Genomic DNA, 19,682 nt, shown 5'->3' with positions numbered 1-19,682 from the left:
AGACTTATGCAGGCCTCCAGCATAGGCCGAGCGCCGGGGGCCGTCAAGACATGGCGGCCTTGCTAAACCCGCCGGGCTTTGTTAGTTTTGGGCCATCTATAACGTAGCGAGATGACTAATGCCCAAGGTGCTTTCCGGCCCCAAGCTTCCCACCGGCAAAGGGAGCGGCCGCCGCAGTTTCCGCCTCTCGCCCCTGGAAATAGGGGTGGCCATCCTGGTGGCCATGGGAGCGGTGTATCTGATCTACGTGCTCTTGAGCGGTCTGTTCGGGGGAGGGGCCGCGGCCCCCACGCCCGCCGGAGGCCCGGCGGGCCAAGGCATCAACCCCGCCCGCCTGGACAAGGTGCTCAGCGCCGCGGAGTCCGCCAACCTCCGCATCCTGGCCCTGGAAAAGCGCGTGGAGCAGATGGACAAGCGCCTGGGGAGCGGGCAGGGCGGAGCTCCCGCCGCCGGAGGCAAGGGAGACGCCAAGCTGGCCGCCAGGGTTGAAGCCCTGGAGAAAAAGCTGGCCGAGGTGTCCGCCGCTCCGGTTCCAGCGGGCAAGGGCACGGGCAAGGCCGCCGTGAACCCCAAGCTGGCCGCGCGGGTGGACAAGCTGGAAAAGGCCCTGGCCTCCCTGGGCCAGCAAGACCAGCAAGCCGCCAAGGCCGCCGAGGCTGATCGCGGAAAGCAAGCCGCCGCCTTGGCCCAACTGCAGCAGAGCGTGACCGCCTTGGACAAGCAGAACAATGCCTTGGCCGACGCGGTGAAAAATGTGGGCGCCGACAAGGGCGAGGCCAAGCTGGCTCCCAAGGTGGCTGGTCTGGAGAAATCCGTGGCTGCCCTGGAGAAACAAAACCAGGCACTGGTCAAGGACATGCAGAAACAGGCGGCCACGGACAAGGGCGACGCCAAGCTGACCGCCCGGGTGGCCGAGCTGGAAAAACAGCTCAAGGCTCAGGGTAAGGGGGAGCCCGTTTCCGCCAAGCTGCAAGAGCGGCTGGGCTCGCTGGAAAAGCAGGTCCAGGAACTGGCCCAGCGTCCGGCGGCCCAGGCCGGGGGACAGGCCCCGGTCTCTTCCGGGCTGACCCAGCAGGTGACGAGCCATGGCATGGTTTTGTCCGGGCTCACCGCCACCATGGGCCGCATGCAACGCAGCCAGGAACGTTTGGAAAAGCAGGTCAGCGCCTTGGCGGTGGCCGCCCCGGCGGCGCAGGGAGCCCCCCTGGCCTCGCCCCTGCTGGCCAAGCGCTTGGACGGCCTGGAAAAGCAGATCACCGATCTTAGCCGGGTCCAGGCCAAGCCCTCCCGCCAGGAGGTGCAGGCGGACAAACGCCTGGACGCGGTGGAAAAGGAATTGGCCCGGCTGAGCCAGCAGCCCGCCGCGGCCGACTCCAACCTGAACGCCCGCATTCGTTCCCTGGAGAAGCAGATCGCCGCCGACAACCGCGACGAGAAGGTCGTGGATCGCCGCCTGGATCAATTGGAGAAGCAGGTCGCCGGGGTTGCTGCCCAGGTCAAGACCCGCCCGGCCTCCACGGCCCGCCCGGCCCCGGCTGCCAAGCCGGCTTCGGTGGCCCGCCCGGCCCCGGCGCCGCAGCCCAAACCGGTGCGCATAGAGCACGTGGTGCGCCCCGGCCAAACCCTCTACGGCCTGGCCCGCGGCTATGATGTGACCATAGCCCAGATCAGGGAGTGGAACCCCAAGCTGAAATCGCGCGACAAACTCTACATCGGGGAAAAGCTGGTAATCGTGGTCAGGAAGTAGCCTTGACCCACGGGGAACTGTGGCGCCAGATCAGGGAACATCCGGCCCTGGGCGCCCTGGCCGAACTGGCCGGGGAGCAAGGGGCGGAGCTCTGGTTGTGCGGCGGCACCCTGCGCGACCTGCTGTTAAAGCGCCGCCCACCGGATTTGGACCTGGCGGTCCACGGCGAGGCCATGGCCCTGGGCCAGGCCCTGGCCGCCCGCCTGGGCGGGCGCTTCGTGCCCCTGGGGCGCGAGTTCGCCACCTGCCGGGTGGTGACCGGGCACGGCGAGCTGGATCTGGCCGGCCTGCGCGCCCCCACCCTGGCCCAAGACCTGGCCGCCCGCGACTTCACGGTCAACGCCCTGGCCCTGCCCCTGGGGGCCCTGTGGTCCGATGATCCCGCCGCCGCCTTGCTGGACCCCACCGGCGGCCGGGCCGACTTGGCCGCCATGGTGCTAAGGCCCGCCGGTACCGGCGTGTTGCGCGCCGATCCCCTAAGGGTGCTCAGGGCCTTGCGCTTCGTGGCCACCCATGGCTTCAACCCCGCGCCGGGCCTGGAATACCGCTTGGCCGGGGCCGCGCCGGGGCTCTTCCGGGTGGCCGCCGAGCGCATAGGGGGAGAGTGGCTGCGCCTCATGGCCGGGCCTTGGGCCGTGGAGGCGGTGGGGCTCATGGAGCGCTGCGGGGTGCTCACCCGCCTGGTCCCCGAGTTGGCCGCCGGGCGGGGCCTGGAGCAAAATCCCTACCACCATTTGGATGTGTTGGGCCACAGCCTGGCTTGCGCCCGCGCCGCCGGACGGCTCCTGGCCGGGCAAGGGCCTGTCTCCGGGGCCCTGGCCGCCGAAGGGCCGGCCTACCTGGACCAGCCGCACCGCCGCTCCCTGTTCATGACCGCCGCCCTGCTGCACGACCTGGGCAAGCCGCCGATGCGCCAGGTCAAGGACGAGCAATGGGCCACCTTTTACCGCCACGAGATCGTGGGGGCCACGATGGCCGCCGCGCGCTGCCGGGCCCTGGGGCTCGCCAAGGCCGACGCGGCCTGGGTGGGCCGCCTGGTGGCCGAGCACATGCGGCCTTTCCATCTGCTGGGGGCCCAGGGCCGGGGCCAGCTCACCCGCCGGGGGGTGCGCCGCATGCTGGGGGCCCTGGGCCGCGACCTGCCCGCCCTGTTCATGCTGGCCATGGCCGACACCATCGCCGGTCGGGGGCCCTTGCGCCCCCCGGAGGCGGAAGGTAGGCTTTTGGCCCTGTATGAGGAGGTGGCCCGGCTGCGCGACCGGGAGTTGGCCGCCGCCCTGGCCGCGCCGCCCCTGCTGGACGGTCACGAGCTCATGCAGGCCCTAGGGCTGGCCTCGGGCAAGGAGGTGGGCCGTTTGCTCAACCTGGTGCGCGAGGCCCAGCTGGACGGAGAGATAGGCAGTCGGGAAGAGGCGTTGGCCCTGGCCAAACAGGCGCATGATAACGGCGCTTCTTGACGCTAACCGGCGCCGATGATAGGTTTTGCCCATATCGGAAGTGGAAACGTCACTGGTGGGCGTCCCGGACTTCAAATCCGGTGTACCGTCTGAGTAAGGCGGTAGGTGGGTTCGATTCCCATGCACTTCCGCCACAATGATTTCAAGGGGTTAGGCTCATTGCCTAGCCCTTTACCAGTCTTAGACCATGAGACCCGGCACGCTCTGAGTGTGAATTTGAGTGGGGCTTTTCCCTGGCCGCTGCCTCCCGAGCCATCGTATTTCCGCCTGTGGCCCGCTCGAAAGCAGCCATGGCGGCGCGTTCGCTGTCACCCATGCTGTGCAGGTAAATCTCTGTGGTCTGACGGTTCTCATGGCCCAATATTTTCTGAATGGTGCCCAGGGGAATGCGCTTTTGGTCTAGGAGGGAGGCTCCAGCATGCCGCAGGGCATGGAACCCGAAGGGTGCAACTCCGGCCCTATCGCATAGGGTACGCATGAGTTTGTGCCGATTGTGGTAGGGCCCTTCTATCCAGCGTTTTTGTTTGCGGTCCCAATAGCGGTGCCAGAATACCCAAGGCTTTTTTTCATCTGGGTCTTTGCTTCGCCTGCTCAGTATATCAACGAGAAGATCGGTAAGAGGAATCACGCGCGGCGTGCGGTGGCCGCCCCTTTTTTTGCGGGTATAGAGCGTCACGGTCTTTTGCCTCAGGTCTACGTCCTCCCATTTAAGAGCGTTTATCTCGCTCACTCGGCCCATTGTGTCCCTGATAGTCCAGAGATAATCCCGCGTGTCTTGGTTAGCTTCGGCAATCACTTTGGCGATGTCCTGAAAGGAGGGGATATGCTTTCGTTTCTTGTCCTCAGGCATCATATCTATGCCCATAACAGGGTTGGTGGTGATCATCCCCTTCTTTATGCCGAAATTGAAAGTGGCTTTGAGGTAGCGAATCTCTTTGTTTGCCGTATAGGGAGAGACCTCGCTCCTCTCTAGCACGAATTTTTCGATGATCCGTTGAGTGATCTCGCCGCAGCTTAGCTTGCCCCAAAGCGCATGCCACCTGCGGGCTGCATATACGAATTCTTCATAGTGGCTTTTTGAGTTGTAAGCCTTTACGTTATCCAACTTGTAGTTAACTAGGTCCAAGAAGGCCATGTCTGTTTGGGTCTCCCCTAGTTTCTGTACCGGACGGTTCAACTCCTCCCTTCTCGCAGCCTCTGCCCGTTTGGCCTCGGTCTTGGTTTTGAAATAACGGCTTGTGTGCCTTTGCTTCTTCAGAACGAAGTCGTATTTGTAACCGCGTCCCGGCTCCGAATAAACGCCCATAAAAATGCTCCTTGCTCGGGAAGAGCAAGACACCCCTGAGCTTCCTTGCACCCAGCAACTCCTGGTTCTTGTAGACCCAACTAATGCTGACGCGGAGATACTCGGCAACCTCCTCAGAGGTCAGTATGTCATATGGCGTGTTCACTGCTCAATAGCCACAGTCACGTAACTGTTGAGGGTGTTCCATAATCGTTTTTGATGTCACCCGACAAAACCGCTCCTCATTGAGCATCTTTGAAGAAGTTTTGCATTGTAATCGACTAGCTCGTACTCATCACATTTGGAACGGAAGCAATGCGCAGCCAAATATTTGATCGCACGCTCGCGGTCATCGATGGTTTTAACCTGAGCAATGAATGGCCATTGTCTCTCCCAAACACTGGTATTAATATTTCTTAGATACACAAACCTTTGTTGATAATTTCCTCTGCCAAGAAGAAGGAGATGAACATGGGGGTGCTTCTTTTTCCAGCATGCAATTCCCATGTAGGCCACCTGTAAGTGCTCAAGAGTCTGAAGCTTTCTAACCCAGGAATGTAGATAATGATTAACATTATTTATGCTGATGTTATTTTCAAAGGTGAAAGTGCCCAGCCATTCCCATTGCCATTCATCAAGCCAATCGACTGCTGCCCAGAAATGACGACGTCTCCAATGTGAGATCAGCGGATTATTCACGCTCCTCCTCCTACAATAAATTCCGGGGACAAGCCCATTGGGCCCTATTTTTACTAATAATTTCGTAGCCTAGCCCCAGTAGCTGACGAAGTCACTTGGCTACTAAAGAGAAGCCGCCGTTGCCTTGAGGCCTGCGAGAACACAAAGTCATTTAAGGCTTTGTGACGTCTATAATTTTAAGAGGGGTAGGGGAATAGATCTAGGATAATTGAGGTAAAATTTCTGGTAACATTGCTACAGTAAGTATAATGCTCTGGTAGCATAGTTAAAAAAGGTCAGCTCGAAGAGCCAGTCTTTGCCACTCTCCTTTATTGATATATCTCGAGGCGGTGTTGAGTGCGTTTCGAGCTGAGGATATCCCACCAATAAAATTAATAGATTCTGTGATTGTTCTCCAACTGCAACGATGTTGTCTCAAGTCCCATACTTGTAATATATAATTACCGGCCCAATCTGCAATTCTTACGTTCATTCTCTTAGGTTCAGGAAACGTCTTCCTCATTTTATTTAGTAAGCGCTTAAAGTCGGAGATGATGACTTCATTTCGTCTATTAAAATCAACGATTATTTCTCTCCTTTCTCTTAGCTGTTCATCTTCTATCGAGTATTGCTGTCCGTGGAATCCCATGGGCCAAGTTCCAGGAAAATATACAGCGGGAGGCAGGAAAACAGCCCTATCAACCCGGCCTCCTAACTGCTCATAGGTTCTGTAGTAGCGTAACCAGTCGTATTCGATGAGTTTTGCTATGTCGGGTTCTGGATTCATAGCATCAACAGGTCGCCCTTCCAAATTTTTCAAGAGACGTGCCCGGCGCATGAATTCCCAGATCCATCCATTCAGCGGCATTTCATTGGTGTAATCATAGAGGGAAGAGTTCCACCACTCCGGCGGTAGGTTGACTTCCCGCCTCGAGAGTCCATTGGACATAGCAGGCTCCTAGGTTGGTGCTATGTGAAGCTTAGCAATACCGCAACAATGAACTCAAGGAGGGAATGTGTCCTTTAAGAAAATTTTGATTTAAATACGAATACTTGAAATCTGGTCTTGGACGGAAAGGACATCAGATGTTTGAGATCGTCTTATTACTGAAGATGCTAAGGAGATTAGAATCTGACAGCGGGATAAGCGAAGCATATGGGAGCGCCTCAGGTAAATTGGACAGATAAGCCGAGAAGATAGTGCTATAACCTCACCGCAACGCCCATTTTAAAATGAAATCGATTTCACCGAGCTTATTTGGCGGTTAATGCTCCAAGAGGATGAGGGGTGAAATGCCCAGATCCATCCCTATCGGTACCCTAGACAAAAACTAAAAATGGCTCTGTGAAAAAGACGATCGGTGGTTTTTTTCTTTAGTAAATTACCCTTTTTGATGGGTCTGAGTGCCTATTACCGTTGCCGGCATCAACGGTTGATATGGTTGTGTTAAGGAGCCGAGCTTAAAGATAACCCATTCCGCTTAAAATAGTCCCACATAGATTTTCAGGAAAAAATAAAGGGGTTTTGGACTGTTTGTTTTGCATTTCTCGTCCCCACCATCCCTCCTCCGCGAGAAAAGCCAAACAGACTTTCAATTTTGATTTCTCTCTCACTCCCTCTTTCTATATGCACAAATATCTTAGGGGACATATCGGTCTTCGGTTAAAATTAACTGGAGAGACTACAAGAACAAATGGTTTTTGGGGGACACCAGTTCAACCTGTAGATGAGATGAACGTGGTCTTCCCCCCGATGGCCGATAATGGTCATTTACAGGAAACCCATCAACCATGGGAGGAAGACAATGATTTATGTTGGCATGGATGTACACAAGCGGAGCACCACTTTTGTGTCTTGGGCGATGAATGTCAGGTCGTTCGCCGCGGCAAAGTCGCCGGTGGTTAAAGTATCTGGCTCGATATCGTTAAACATTGGCCTCTGCGTGAGACCCGGGTAGCGATCGGGCCCTTCTGCACTTTGAATATGGACTGTCGGATGGCCAAGGGGAAATATCTGGGGGTGGCGAAAGTAGGGCTATTCTTGAACGTGATGGCCTTCAATCTTAAAAAGGCAATGTGAATGGCGAGTGCATAAAGGAGCGACTCTGGACCGGGGCGCACCACAAGGCCTCCGGCCCGGGTAGGGCAAAAATAATAGTGGTCATCCCAAATCAAAACCTAGGCCTAAAAAAAAGCCAGAATCTTTGATTGGCACGGCGGATAAATTGAAAAAAAATACCGGCGATTATGCAGCAGCCTCGATATGTCGTTATTTTTCATCGCCAAGAAACATTTTAAAACTCAATGCTTTTTAATATATTTATTGTAGAATCCTCTAAATGTTCTTTGTACGCACTGCCCTAGGCTACAAGTACAATCAGCCTCGACACCTCCATCTGTGAAAATCACTCTTACTATCATTTTCTTAGAATTTGCGATCTTCTCTAAAAATTCATCAGTGACAAGATAGTTCCTAGAACTTGTATTATAAGCGCTTCGATAGTAATGCAAGCGATAATCTGAATATCCTGGGTGGGTTTTCATGTGGGTTTGTTTGCTAATAGAGTCAAAAGTATATATCTTGTCATCGATATTAATCTGTAATGAATTGTAACGTTCTATAGTATGAGCCCCCATAACTTCTACCGTTAAGAGCCACAAATCTCCTTGTGACTTTGAATTTTGGTACAGTCCCATTCCCAGTTTTGTTTCACACCAAACGGGCACTAGTTGCACGTATGTAGAATTATCAAATTCGGACCGCCCAGTAAGTACTTCACCAGGTAATCCCATACCACAGCCGCCGATGGAAACGAAGAGAGCCACAATTATCAAAATGCAGTGTATCTTTCTGTAACTATACATCGCCAACAACCCCTTGGTTAATATTCGCAGTATTTTACGGATAAACTTTAGGTCACGTTGCAATCACTGTAAAGTATTATATTGAACTGACCTACCTCCTTAAACTTGGTCCAGATTTTAAGGTAGGATATTGGGCAAGAGAGTAGGGGTGTCGGTGGCCAGGAAGCACTATTCGGCCGAGCAGATCATTAGCAAGCTTCGAGAGGCAAAGATTCTTTTGGCGAAAGGCCAAGCGGGGGGTTAAGATCCTGTTCATCTCTCAGGGCGGCTCCTAGGAGAACGGCTATATCGAATAGTTCAATGGCAAGCTGAGAAGTAAACATCTAAATCGGTAGATTTTTTACAGTCTTATAGAAACCTAGTTGCTGATAGAAAACTGGAAAGTTGAGTATAACACCTTCCGGCTCTATATCTCCTTCGGTTGCCAACCATCTGCTCCCAAGGCCACCTTGCCCATGGTAAACCATTGAGGGATAGCCGGTATCCTCGGCCCAAAAACAAACAGTATCTAAAAATGGTACGTTTATGAGGGGCTGGGTGGTGCGGCTGATATCTGCGCGAGATCAGTGTTAAACAAAAAACCCCTAAGCTGTTACCCAAGGTAAGATCCGCTCGGTAAAAAGACAAAATGGTTGATATTTTGTAGTTGGTCAGGGTAACGTTAATCTACATAATCGAATTAAAAAGCTTGACAGGTAATCCGACACTTGGGAATCTGAATTTTGAGCACCGCAAAAAAATAAAGGATGAGTCATGGATAACAGGTTGGGTAGTATCGCAATAGCTATAGTGCTATCGATTTCATTTTTTACAACTGCGCAAGCTAGGCAGGTAGGACCTCAAGAGGAAAAGCCTAAAACAAAATTGGAGTTGTTCGAGAGGCAGACTGGGACTGTTGTTTTAAAGGGCTATTCAGAGATCGGAACAATTAGTGCGTTGGGATCAGTATCTGTTGATTGTATAGAACTAAAAAATATGACTACAGGCAAACGACAATTTGGAATTGTAATTGAGGTTAAGGAGAGTGGCAGACTAGAAAGATCCAATAGATCATTCATAGATTATGATGAAATATCACCACTTATCAAGGGAATCAGTTATATATCAAAAGTTGATAAAAATGTAACAAAACTTAAAAAATTTGAGGCAACTGTGAATGGCGGAGTAAGTGCGGGACAGTTGGCGGTCTAAAACCGTGACACTTGTTTTAGAGATATAGTCCTGTTGTTCATGCTGTCAATCATGATCTTGCCTTAGTTGGTTTTGGGCTTTGCCTGGGATCGTCTTTTGGCTTGGCGGAGCCGGTAGCTTTCTCCATTGGCCTCGATGATGTGGCACCTATGGGTCAGTCTGTCCAGCAGTGCACCGGTGAGTCTTTCGGAGCCGAAGACCTCCGTCCATTGCTGGAAAGGGAGATTGGTGGTGATCATGAGGCTTTGTTGTTCATATGCCCTACCCACCACCTCGAATAGCATTTGAGCGCCTATCTTGGAGAAGGGCACATAGCCCAGTTCATCGATGACCAGCAGGTGTAGGCGCTGGAGCTGTTTCTGCAGGCGTTGCAGACGTCTTTCCTCGCGGCATTCCATGAGCTCTGTGACCAGGGCGGTGGCGCTGTAGAATTTCACCTTGCTTCCCTGGGCGCAGGCCGCAAAGGCCATGGCGCTGGCCAGGTGGGTCTTGCCGGTGCCGGAGTTTCCGATCAGGAGCACGTTTTCCTTTTTGGCGATGTACTCGCCCCTCATCAGCTCCCTGACCAGCTGCTGATTGATGGAGGGCTGTGCCTTGAAATCAAAGGTGTCCATGGTCTTGATCACCGGAAAGGCGGCTTGCTTGATGCGCCTTTCGGCTGCCCGCTTCTCGCGGTCCAGAAGCTCCCGCTCGGTCAGGCGCAGCAGGTAGGTCATGTAATCGGAGCGGTCTTGGCTGCAGACCTTGGCCATGGCCGCGTATTCCCGGAGAATGGTGGGCAGCTTCAGCTTTTTGAGGTGGTACTCCAAGAGCACGGTGGGTTTGTCCTGGTCCTTCATGACAGCGCCCCTCCCTGCGCGAGGAGGGAGTCATAGACTGTGATATCGGGCCCGGCCACGCTCACTCGGCCCAGGTGCTCACGACCGTCCAGCAGGAAGGTGGCCGCGGGCCCTGATGATGGCGGCTCCAGCAGGTGGACAATGGCCTCCGGGGCATAGGCTCCCGCGTACAATGCCTGCTCCACCGCCCGCTTCAGTCTGGCCATGGAGTGGTCCTCCAGCAAACGTAGGACCTTTATGTATTTACGGGTGCCCTGGCCAGGCATGTCTTCCCCGGCCACCAGCCGCCGCCTCAAGACCTCAAAGCACTCAGACAGATCTAGGTCAGCCAGGGGGCGGGCGTGGTCCAGGGAGCCAGGCTTGCGCTCCAGCAAGGGCAGATAATGCCGGTAGTCGAAAAACACCCCTTCCTTGCCCCAGGATCGGGAGTGGCGGGCCACCACCACGTCATGGTGGCAGAGCACCACCCGATCCACATAGCCCTTGGCCACAATTTCATGGTGGGCACAAGCCACCGGCACCGAGTAGTCATTGTCGTCGAAGCGGACCAGGGACAATGAATTGGCCCGGGTAGGCTGTTTGCGGCAGGCATCGAAGCGGGAGGGAGGCAGGGGGACAAAGGCTGTCTGGTCTTCCTGCAAAACCTCGGCCTTGCTACCGCCCTTGCCACGCAAACGGCGCTTCATGTCGTCGCGGCACTGCCTTAAAAGCATGGCATTGAGCTCGGCCAGGTCCTTCACCTGGGGCACTGGCACCAAAAAATTCTGCCGGGCGTACTTGACCACCCCTTCCACCACGCCCTTCTCGTTTGGACGCCGCACCCGACAAAAATGCTCCCGAAAAAGGTAATGGCTCTGCAGCTTGAGAAAACCATCGGTCAGCTTGCGCTCATGAGGCCCTATGATCTTGGAAACCAGGACCTTGCTATTGTCGTAACTGATCCGGTGGGGCACCCCACCGAAAAACTCGAACGCCCTGGCATGCCCTTCCCAGTAGCTCTCGCTGCACTCCTTGTCGAAGGCCGCCACGAAAAAGGCATCGGAGTACGGCAAGGCCATGATAAAAAGCGCTATCTTGCGAAGCTCCCCGGAAACCTTGGCCAGGGCATAGCCAAAGTCCACCTGCGCCTCGCCGGGACGATGGACCAGGGGCATGTACACCTCCTGGCTCACGCGCTTGATTGCGCGCACCGCCTCCTTTACCTGGGTGTACTTGCCCTGATAACCCGCCTCCTTGATGCGGTGATATATGCGCGTGGCCGTGTGCCTTTGCTTCTTGGGAACCTTTTTGTCCTCTTTTATGATCCGGGCGATCAACTCAAGGTAGGGGCCAAGCTTGGGCTTGGCTCGGGGGGTGCTGAGCCGGTATCCGGGAGGCTCGGGAAAATTCTGAATCTTTTGCAGGGTATCCCAATGGATGCCCTCTCTACGCATTAACTCGCGCTTGCTCGCCTGGCCATCGCGCAACTCAAGTCTGATCCGGGCCCATTGATCCATGTCCGTGTACACCCCTTCCGCTCCTCCAGAGAGTCCTGGCCTGGAAGCCACCATGGCCTCCATCGCACCAAAACACCTGAAGAAAACTGAATCAATGTGTCACGGTTTTCAACCGCCACTAAAATCGTCTCGCTTTTGGACCGCCATTTACACGAGAGTCGGCGGCAGTCGGCAAAACCGTGGTCAGCAGCTTGATGATAGATCGCGTCACCGCGAAACTCGGCCGCAAACTCTACGAGGTGCCCGTCGGTTTCAAGTGGTTTGTGGAAGGCCTGCTGGACGGCTCCCTGGGCTTTGGCGGCGAAGAGAGCGCCGGAGCCTCTTTCGCCCGTCTGGACGGCAGCGTCTGGACGACGGACAAGGATGGCATTGCCCTGGCCTTGCTGGCTGCGGAGATAACGGCTCGCATGGGCCGCAATCCCGGCGAAATTTACCACGATCTCACGCGCGAATTAGGTGAGCCGGTCTATGACCGCATCGAGGCGCCTGCCACTGCGGATCAAAAGAAGCTGTTGGCCAATCTCTCCCCCCGGCAAGTAACTCTCGCCGAATTGGCGGGAGAAAAAATCCAGGCCGTTCTAACCCATGCGCCGGGCAACGGCGCCCCCATAGGTGGGCTCAAAGTAGTGGCCGAGAACGGATGGTTCGCGGCGCGTCCGTCAGGAACCGAGGACATCTACAAAATTTACGCGGAGAGCCTCCAGGGGGCGGATCACCTGCGCCGCATTGAGGAGGAAGCCCAGGAGATCGTCAGCGCTGCCTTGGCAGCGGTGCCGCCGGAGCAAGGCAAGGGTCACGCGTCCTAGGACCTTGTTCTCCGCCCCTTCATCATTGCTCATGGCTCACTCCTTTGACGGGTGATCTTACCTAGGAGGCTCCATTAGCTAAAACCTAAAATCTGTCCCAGGGGCTCTGACGCCAAACATACCTGCCCTTGCATAGCTAGAAATTAGCTTCTTAATTGTTGATCCAGATTCTGGAGTGTCGCGATGTCTCGCGCAATAATCTCCCATTCAACTTTATTTGACAAAGGGAGACGCGTTTTATCAAAATTATCTTGTTGTTTAGGGGACTTTTAGCTAGAGGACCATATGATTCAGATCAAAAATTATAGCCACACTGCCTTGGTTGTTAAGGACCTTGAAAAGTGTAAGTGGTTTTATGGGAAAGTGTTGGGGTTGGCTTCAATAAATCGCCCAAAGTTCCGCTTTCCCGGAGAATGGTACCAAGTTGGGAATTCCCAGCTACACCTGATGGTAAGAGATGAAGATATACCAATAGGCTCACACCACCTGGCTTTTGAAACCGAGGACTTTGCCGAGGCCAAAAGGATTTTGAAGCAAAACGGAATCGCGGTAGTGGATGGGCCAGGCAAGCGGGAAGATCATTCAGACTATCTCTTTTGTCGGGATCCTGATGGTAACTTAGTGGAAATTACCTTTCATGTAGCTTGAGCCTGGGGTTGCTGGAACTCATATTTCATTGAGCTAATTTTAACTCACGTAATCCAAAATTTAATTCGGGGCCAGGCACTGAGGAAAATCCCCAACCCTGGCCCCGCTTATGTTTGCCTAGTCTTCCCTAAGCTGCAATCTCGCTTAGAATTACTGACCCGTATTTTCCTAGGTGCGCGGACCGACCGCCTACCCCTAGTGCTTTTGGAACTTTTGCTGCCGAGGGGGCGACTGCTGCATATCCATACCGTGCATCTCAGCCATCTCGCAGTAGCCAGGCTTCAGGTCATACTCTTCCTTGTACTCCTGCTTCAGAGGTAGGCCCCAGTTATGCTTCTGCAGGAAGTTAGCCCCCTCCATGAATCCGGGCAGCATCTCCGGCAGCAGGGTGAAGAGCAGTTCGTCGTCTTGGGCCATAGCAAGGCGGCGGTCTCCCTTGCAAGGAATGGCAACCTGACACTCCTGCTGGATCAGAGAGGGCACGGTGCAGTATACGCAGGCTGCGTGGCCTGAGAGTTGGGAAGGCACGTCCTTGCCGTCCAGCCAGCATTTAATGATGAGGAGTTGACTGGTCTGCAGGCCATTTACGTGCATAACCACGAGGTCGGGCATGAAACTGCAGGTGTTGATGGGCGCCACTACCAGGCCTAGGTACTGGCCGAACTCCAGGCGGGGCATGTTCTGGCACCACCTGGCCGCGTCCTGCAGATCGCGCACACTGTCCGGATAGCGGTGATGGCCCTCAAAGAACTCGGGACGAGGCGGCACTAGGCCCAGGCCCAGCACCGGCTCGAAGCACCAGTTATCGTCCTTAAACATCGCGATGGTCATGCCGTCGCGCTGTGCCTTGGCCATGGCTTGGCACAAGGCGTATTTATGCTTCCAGTCCCGGGTGGGAATGATGGCGTCTTCGGGGACTTCGTCAATGCTCTTTAGCATTTTGAAAGCTATTGGATGGCTGCGCATGCGCAACCATATTTCCAGTTCGGTCCCCAGCTTGTGTACTTCTTCTAAGCTAATCATGGCTGTTCTCCCTTACGACGACGAGGGCGGGCCGGGCCCGCCGGTGGGTTTTCGGTTGGGAGGCGAGAGGCCTCCTTCAGCTTGTTTAACACCCGCTCCAAGGCCTGGGTTTGGTGCTCATACAATATGTCCACGATAGTCGCTACATCCTGACGGCGGCAGGCCTCAAGGATATGACGGTGCTCTTGATTGGAGCGGGCTAGGCGGACCGGATCCAGGGTGAACCCGGCGAACCAGCGGATGATGCGGTCATTGTCCTGGTAAAAGTCGTGCAGGCGGGGATTGTTCAGAGCGCTAACAATGACGTAATGCCAGGCAGTATTGGCCTCTCGGTAGGCCTTTGTGTTGCCCTGGCGCACTATTTCGTCCATCCCCCGGGTCATCTCCTCCAACTTATCCAGCACCCGCTGGTCGGTGCTCTTAGCGTGGGCGATGAGGCCCTGGGTCTCTATGAAGATGCGCACCTGGTAACATTGCCTGAGATCCTGCCCGCTGAGCGATACCACTTCCCGGCCTTTGGCCATTCCGATTTTTTCCTGGAGGAGTCCCCGGCTCTCCAGCACCAGCAGGGCCTCACGCACCGGCCCACGGCTTACCCCCAGGCGTTTGGCGATCTCGGTTTCCACCATACGATCACCGGGCTGGTAGAAGCCAGAGAGGATCTCCTCCTCCAGAACCTCCAGCACCTGTTCGGATATGGTTTTGGGCGGCTTTATTATAGAACTCATCGAGCATGCTTTCCCGGAAAGGTTTCATACCGAGCACCAGCCGCGGGGCAGCCGACGGCATGTCATTTCATACCACGCGAACTCGCAATTCAAGGCAAGTTCCGCGGCTGCCCATGACTCACGCCCCGATGCCCGGGGGCAGGGGCACTTGGCGGAACTCATCCACCGCCTGGCTGATATACTCCACCATGTTACCAATTATCATCTCGCCCTTATCCGCGGAAGCCTGGCTGGGGTTGCCCATCACCCCCGATTGGGTCAGTTCTTCCGAGGTGTGGTAGATGCTTATCACCCGCCCGCCAACTTTGGACTTGGAACTGAGCAGGGGCTGGTAGCCTTCGCTTTTAGGCTTTAGGTACTCCGTCACCGCCTGGGACATGTCCACCAGGTCCGGCCGTATGGCCATCACCACCGAGGTCATTATCTCGCCAGCGTGCAAAAAAGAGTTTTCCTTCAGCTCGCTCATGTGCTGGCCCATCTCGCTGGCCAGCGGCCAAATGCTCACCATGCCCACCCGGGCCAAGCCCTCGGCGGTAAGGTCGTTGGCGGTGTTCCAAATGGAGGCATCATTCCCGATGTGGGAGTTGATGAAAAACAGCCTCTTGAAACCATGGCGGCACAGGTCGCGGCAAATCTGGCTCATCACCGTCATCAGGGTAGGCATGGTCAGGCTCAGAGTGCCCGAGAAGGCGCCGTGCCAAGAGGAATAGGTTACGTTGAACAGGGGCGCCACGATGACTCCCTCGGTGGCATCGGCCACCCGGCGGGCCACCTCCATGGCTACGATGGAATCCACCGCTAGGGGCAAATGGGGGCCTTCCACTTCCACCGAGCCGGTCGGTATCAGGGCCGTGTCCGCCGAGGCCATGGCCTCCCGCAGCTCGGTCCAAGTCATTTCTTCCATGAGTTTCTTGCGTGACAAGTCGTCTTCTCCTTAATACAGACTGCTAACGATTTTAGCCTTTGCGCTTGCCCATGCCGCGCCTCGAGGGCGGCAGGCGCCCCTACGCCCTTGGCGATTCGTCATGAGGGGTGGGCGCCTGCCGGTTCCATGTCGCTTAACCTATTTGACCAGGCCGGTGAGCTTGACCAAATTGGCATAGTCCTCGCTTTGCACCTTGAGCCATTGGCCGAATTTTTCGCCGGTGATCAGATGGGGAGTGACACCGTTTTTGGCCATGAAGTCCAGGAACTCCTTATCCTCGGACAGCTTAGTTATGGCCTTGATCAGGTAGGTCACTCGATCCTTGGGGGTTTTATTGGGCGCCACCAGGCCTCGCCAGGCCACCACATTGGCTTTAAGCCCCAGTTCGATGGTGGTGGGCACATCAGGCAGGACCGGGAAGCGCTTGTCGGCGATGATGGCCAAAACACGCACCTTGCCCGCCTGCACATGCGGGAAAATTTCGGCGGCGCTGGTGATGGCCGAATCTATGTGTCCTCCCATCAGGGCGGTGATGGTCGGACCAGCCCCCTTATAGGGCACGAAGGAGAAATTCACCTTGGCGGCATTGCCCAGGGCCGCCCCGGCCAGGTGCCAGGGGCTTCCCGTGCCGGAGGTGCCCACGCGCATTTTGCCGGGCTGCGCCTTGGCATCTTTGAGAAAATCCTGCAGCGTCTTGTATTTGCTTTCGGCGGACACGCTGATGCAGGAGGGAACCACGGCCAGCAGCGCCAAAGGCGCATAATCCTTGTAGGTGACTGGATAACCCTTGGTCATATAGGGAGCGATGGTTAGGGTAGTTACCGCCAGCGTCAGGGTGTAACCATCGGGCTTGGCCTTGGCCCCATATACGAAACCGATCGCCCCAGCCCCTCCGGCCCGGTTGGTCACGAAAATGGGCTGTCCCACGTACTTTTCGCCGAATCTGGCCACGGCCCGTCCAAAGGTGTCCGAGCCACCGCCGGGATTGAAAGCCACTACTAGTTCTATCTTCTTGTCAGGGTAATCTCCGGCCACAGCGGCCCCGGCCAAGGTACAAAGAACAGCCACACAAGCGGTAGCCAGCGCCACCAGCCTCATCGTCTTCCTCCCTCTCATAACTCCCATCCTTTTCCCGTTAAGGTTCGATTGCGGGTCAAAGTCCCGCTCAGTTGGGCTGCCGCCTTGGGCTGCGCAGCGAGCGCCAAACTTTTTTCACCAGAGGTTTGCTGAAGGGGGCCACGGCAAGGATCAGTAGACCGGTACTGATTGGGGTGAAAAACATCATGGGGTTACCCGCGCAGAGCATGACGCTACGGGCCAGGTTGGACTCGATCATGCCGCTCAGGATCATGCCGATGACCAAGGGTGGCCGAGGGATGCCGGTTTTGATCAGAGCATAGCCGAACATTCCAGAGATGCCCATCACGTAGACGTCAAACCAATTGTTGCGCATGCTGTAGGAACCGGCGATGCACAGCAAGATGATTATGGGGTTTAGCAGCGCCTGGGGCATGCGTGATACCTTGCCGAAAAATCTGGCCGCGCTCAAGCCCACCGTCAGCATGACCAGGTTGGCCACCCCGAAACCCAGCACCAGTTTGTAGACGATATCGGCGTTGTTGGCCATCAGCAGCGGTCCCGGCTGTAGGCCGTGCACCATAAAGGCACCCATGATGACCGCCGTCACCGCCCCCCCGGGGATGCCCAAGGTGAGCAAGGGGACCATGGCCCCACCGCAGGCGGCGTTGTTGGCGCTCTCCGGACAAGCAATGCCCTCGGGGTAGCCAGTGCCGTACTTTTCCGGATGCTTGGACATGGCTTTGCCTTGAGCGTAGGCGATGATGGCGGCGATGTCCGCCCCGGTACCGGGAACTGCGCCCACCACTCCTCCGATGACCGAAGAGCGAAGAACCGGTTTGAACAAGCCCCTCAGCATGCCCTTGGAGGGCAACACCCGCTCCACGGGAGGAAACTTGGGTTTGACCGCCGAGAGTTGCTCGATGGATATCATGGTCTCAGGTATGGCGAATAGCCCGATCATCACCGGGATGTAGGGGATGCCCCCAAGCATGTCGACGTTGCCAAAGGTGAAACGGGGGATGCCGTGAATTTCGTCGATACCGATGGTGGACACGAACAGCCCGATTGCTACCGAAAACACGCCTTTGATGAAGGAGGCCCCGGAAAGATGGGCCACCGCGGTGAGGGCCAGGATGCCCAGGGCCAGGTACTCCCGTTCTCCAAAGGCCAAGCCAAAGATTCCTACCGGCTTTGCCAGCACCGCCAGTAGCGCCACCCCAAACAAGCCGCCCACGAAGCTGGAAATTGTGCTGATGCCGATGGCACGACCGGCCTCACCCCGCTTGGACATGGGCTGGCCGTCCAGAACGGTAGCCACCGCCGCCGGCGTGCCCGGTATACCCAAGAGAATGGCCGAGATGGAACCGCCGTAGACGGCTCCCACGTAAATGCCAAGCAGCAACAAGATGCCTTGCAGGCTGTCCATGCCAAAGGTGATGGGAGCGGCCAGGGCGACCCCCAAGGTGGCGGAAAGGCCCGGCAACACCCCCACGATGATGCCCAGTACCACGCCCTCCACGATGATAAGAAGGCTGAACGGGTCAAAGACACCACCGAAAATTCCCAACACGAACTCGCTCATAACGCAGCCACCTTAAGGAAAGACAACCATGAAGGCCTGGGTGAACACCAGGTAGACCGCGACGCAGGACCCCAGACTGACCAGGGTAATAAGGGGCAAGGCTCTTTTCAGGGGTCCGGGCCACAGAATCAGGCTTAGGAGCAGCACCATGGCCAGGGAAGCCGGCAAATAGCCGGTGACCGGAGCCAGCAGCATGAAGGCGGAGAACAGAGCCAGCACCCCAACCACCTTATAAAGGCTGACCATCTGACGGTCGGCCCGCCAATAACCGGTATCGCGCCCTATCTCCTGGGCCACCTGGGCCTGAGCCCGCCAAAATTCTGCGGTTTCCTCCGGGCCCAGCAGGTCCGGACGGATGCCGTGCCCCCGCATGCCCTGGCTTACGGCTTCCTGGTTTTCGGGCCGGGAAAGAATTGACCATAAATCCCGTACCTGTTCCCGGCTCGCCCCCTTAGGATAGGCCAGGACGGTCCAGTGTCCTAGGCACAGGTCCAACCCCAACTCCAGCAGAGTGGGGATCTCGGGAAGCTCGGCCAGCCGGGCCGGAGCCCCCACCGCCAACAACCGATAATGCCGATGAGTCAGGTCGCCGGCCGCCAACTCGTCCAGAGGGCAGAAGGCGGCGGCTATCTCACCTTGGGCCAGGGAGCGCAGCACCCTGGGAGTGGAGGCAAAGACCCGGCTCTGCACGGCCACTCCCGCCCGGTGGGACAGGGCTCTGCACAGAAAGTCCACTTCCTCCGGCTGCGCGCTGAAACCCAATGGCCCAGCCGCCAGCAAACCGGGGAGGTCCACGGCCTCGTTGTCGGCAGTGATGGGCCCCAAGAGCAGGTAGGGGTCGTCGCTCAACCGCATGACCGGCACAAAACGCTCCAGGCACTCGGCAGCGTTGCTAAAGGGCGAGGGGGTGGGACAGGAGCCGTCCAGGACCACAAAGTTGTGTCCATCCGGCTTGGCCCGACTGCCTTGGAACATGGAGGAGAAGCTGCCTTGACCCACTCCGCTGTACACCTTGACCGGATCGCCCATTTCGCGGCCAATCACCTGAGCCAGACGCGCCACGGCCAGGCCGCGCAGGTCGCTGCTGCCAAACGGTGAGAAAAGGCTGTATTTGATCGGCTTGCAGGCGCGATAGACGATTATCAGGCCGGTGACCAACATGAGTCCCAGGGCGGTTAGCGGATAGACCCCCGGCCCGATGGCCCCGGCTACCGATCCCCGGAAGCCCAGGACATCCAGCGAGGTCAGCAGAGCCACAGCCAGGACTCCTAAAACCAACAACAACACCTCGAGATTTATTCGGCGCATCTTTTTTTCTCATTCCCGGCACCC

15 protein-coding genes, 1 tRNA gene and 1 pseudogene are annotated in these 19,682 nt (G+C 56.4%); 6 read left to right on the top strand and 11 right to left on the bottom strand.

The genetic code is table 11. The annotated features are described in order from the left end of the window. Window positions 1-118 precede the first annotated feature (118 nt). From AACH32_RS20150 to AACH32_RS20140, 3 genes are all read left to right on the top strand, one after another. The gene (locus AACH32_RS20150) at window positions 119-1,747 is read left to right on the top strand and encodes a LysM peptidoglycan-binding domain-containing protein (RefSeq protein ID WP_338603644.1); all 1,629 of its coding nucleotides are present in this window, start codon (window positions 119-121) and stop codon (window positions 1,745-1,747) included. Window positions 1,748-1,749: 2 nt separating this feature from the next. Then, window positions 1,750-3,204 carry a CCA tRNA nucleotidyltransferase gene (locus tag AACH32_RS20145; protein ID WP_338603641.1) on the top strand — a complete coding sequence of 485 codons (1,455 nt, stop codon included), beginning with the start codon at window positions 1,750-1,752 and terminating at the stop codon, window positions 3,202-3,204. Window positions 3,205-3,240: 36 nt separating this feature from the next. Beyond that, a tRNA-Sec gene (locus tag AACH32_RS20140) sits at window positions 3,241-3,338 on the top strand. 29 nt (window positions 3,339-3,367) lie between these two features. On the opposite strand, the gene AACH32_RS20135 is transcribed toward AACH32_RS20140, so the two are convergent. The 3 genes from AACH32_RS20135 to AACH32_RS20125 form a co-directional block, all read right to left on the bottom strand. Continuing rightward, window positions 3,368-4,510: a tyrosine-type recombinase/integrase gene (locus tag AACH32_RS20135; protein WP_338603639.1), complete on the bottom strand. Its 1,143-nt coding sequence runs from the start codon at window positions 4,508-4,510 to the stop codon at window positions 3,368-3,370. Window positions 4,511-4,711: 201 nt separating this feature from the next. Next, a complete protein-coding gene (locus tag AACH32_RS20130; protein WP_338603637.1) occupies window positions 4,712-5,188 on the bottom strand; it encodes a hypothetical protein in 477 nt (158 codons plus the stop codon). Between the two features lie 265 nt (window positions 5,189-5,453). Next, window positions 5,454-6,116: a hypothetical protein gene (locus AACH32_RS20125; protein WP_338603635.1), complete on the bottom strand. Its 663-nt coding sequence runs from the start codon at window positions 6,114-6,116 to the stop codon at window positions 5,454-5,456. A gap of 2,669 nt (window positions 6,117-8,785) precedes the next feature. On the opposite strand from AACH32_RS20125, the gene AACH32_RS20120 reads away from it, so the two are divergent. Further along, complete coding sequence (locus AACH32_RS20120) at window positions 8,786-9,223, top strand: hypothetical protein (RefSeq protein WP_338603632.1); 438 nt, start codon at window positions 8,786-8,788, stop codon at window positions 9,221-9,223. A 62-nt stretch (window positions 9,224-9,285) separates the two neighbouring features. On the opposite strand, the gene istB is transcribed toward AACH32_RS20120, so the two are convergent. Both istB and istA read right to left on the bottom strand, forming a co-directional pair. Next, window positions 9,286-10,062: an IS21-like element helper ATPase IstB gene (gene istB / locus AACH32_RS20115; protein ID WP_338598784.1), complete on the bottom strand. Its 777-nt coding sequence runs from the start codon at window positions 10,060-10,062 to the stop codon at window positions 9,286-9,288. Continuing rightward, window positions 10,059-11,558 carry an IS21 family transposase gene (istA, locus tag AACH32_RS20110; protein ID WP_338599205.1) on the bottom strand — a complete coding sequence of 500 codons (1,500 nt, stop codon included), beginning with the start codon at window positions 11,556-11,558 and terminating at the stop codon, window positions 10,059-10,061. The genes istB and istA overlap by 4 nt, the downstream gene beginning before the upstream one ends. A 152-nt stretch (window positions 11,559-11,710) precedes the next feature. Here istA and AACH32_RS20950 point away from each other — a divergent pair. Both AACH32_RS20950 and AACH32_RS20095 read left to right on the top strand, forming a co-directional pair. Then, a pseudogene (locus tag AACH32_RS20950) lies at window positions 11,711-12,364 on the top strand (alpha-D-glucose phosphate-specific phosphoglucomutase); the annotation flags it as partial. 285 nt (window positions 12,365-12,649) lie between these two features. Further along, entirely contained in the window at window positions 12,650-13,012 is a 363-nt protein-coding gene (locus AACH32_RS20095) for a VOC family protein (protein WP_338603630.1), read from the top strand. Between the two features lie 195 nt (window positions 13,013-13,207). Here the strand turns inward: AACH32_RS20095 and AACH32_RS20090 are convergent, their stop codons facing one another. The 6 genes from AACH32_RS20090 to AACH32_RS20065 all read right to left on the bottom strand — a co-directional run bounded on the left by AACH32_RS20090 (window position 13,208) and on the right by AACH32_RS20065 (window position 19,607). Beyond that, window positions 13,208-14,035 (bottom strand): DUF169 domain-containing protein, encoded by an 828-nt coding sequence (locus tag AACH32_RS20090; protein ID WP_338603628.1) that lies wholly within the window; start codon window positions 14,033-14,035, stop codon window positions 13,208-13,210. Continuing rightward, complete coding sequence (locus tag AACH32_RS20085; protein WP_338603626.1) at window positions 14,032-14,763, bottom strand: GntR family transcriptional regulator; 732 nt, start codon at window positions 14,761-14,763, stop codon at window positions 14,032-14,034. The genes AACH32_RS20090 and AACH32_RS20085 overlap by 4 nt, the downstream gene beginning before the upstream one ends. A 118-nt stretch (window positions 14,764-14,881) precedes the next feature. After that, entirely contained in the window at window positions 14,882-15,685 is an 804-nt protein-coding gene (locus AACH32_RS20080; protein WP_338603623.1) for a creatininase family protein, read from the bottom strand. Between the two features lie 141 nt (window positions 15,686-15,826). After that, a complete protein-coding gene (locus tag AACH32_RS20075) occupies window positions 15,827-16,684 on the bottom strand; it encodes a tripartite tricarboxylate transporter substrate binding protein (protein ID WP_338603621.1) in 858 nt (285 codons plus the stop codon). Window positions 16,685-16,853: 169 nt separating this feature from the next. Beyond that, a complete protein-coding gene (locus AACH32_RS20070) occupies window positions 16,854-18,350 on the bottom strand; it encodes a tripartite tricarboxylate transporter permease (RefSeq protein ID WP_338603619.1) in 1,497 nt (498 codons plus the stop codon). A 12-nt stretch (window positions 18,351-18,362) separates the two neighbouring features. Then, window positions 18,363-19,607, bottom strand: coding sequence for a tripartite tricarboxylate transporter TctB family protein (locus AACH32_RS20065; protein ID WP_338603616.1), 1,245 nt, complete (start codon window positions 19,605-19,607; stop codon window positions 18,363-18,365). Window positions 19,608-19,682 lie beyond the last annotated feature (75 nt).

This window comes from Desulfoferula mesophila, assembly GCF_037076455.1.
GTDB classification, from domain to species: domain Bacteria; phylum Desulfobacterota; class Desulfarculia; order Desulfarculales; family Desulfarculaceae; genus Desulfoferula; species Desulfoferula mesophila.
This window is presented reverse-complemented; position numbering and strand designations above follow the sequence as displayed.

Bases quoted from the DNA above. Each gene is read 5' to 3' on its own strand.
- AACH32_RS20120 (WP_338603632.1), top strand. From the start codon at position 8,786: ATGGATAACAGGTTGGGTAGTATCGCAATAGCTATAGTGCTATCGATT.
- AACH32_RS20070 (WP_338603619.1), bottom strand. From the start codon at position 18,350: ATGAGCGAGTTCGTGTTGGGAATTTTCGGTGGTGTCTTTGACCCGTTC.
- AACH32_RS20135 (WP_338603639.1), bottom strand. From the start codon at position 4,510: ATGGGCGTTTATTCGGAGCCGGGACGCGGTTACAAATACGACTTCGTT.
- AACH32_RS20125 (WP_338603635.1), bottom strand. From the start codon at position 6,116: ATGTCCAATGGACTCTCGAGGCGGGAAGTCAACCTACCGCCGGAGTGG.
- AACH32_RS20085 (WP_338603626.1), bottom strand. From the start codon at position 14,763: ATGAGTTCTATAATAAAGCCGCCCAAAACCATATCCGAACAGGTGCTG.
- AACH32_RS20095 (WP_338603630.1), top strand. From the start codon at position 12,650: ATGATTCAGATCAAAAATTATAGCCACACTGCCTTGGTTGTTAAGGAC.
- istB (WP_338598784.1), bottom strand. From the start codon at position 10,062: ATGAAGGACCAGGACAAACCCACCGTGCTCTTGGAGTACCACCTCAAA.
- AACH32_RS20150 (WP_338603644.1), top strand. From the start codon at position 119: ATGCCCAAGGTGCTTTCCGGCCCCAAGCTTCCCACCGGCAAAGGGAGC.
- AACH32_RS20090 (WP_338603628.1), bottom strand. From the start codon at position 14,035: ATGATTAGCTTAGAAGAAGTACACAAGCTGGGGACCGAACTGGAAATA.
- istA (WP_338599205.1), bottom strand. From the start codon at position 11,558: ATGGATCAATGGGCCCGGATCAGACTTGAGTTGCGCGATGGCCAGGCG.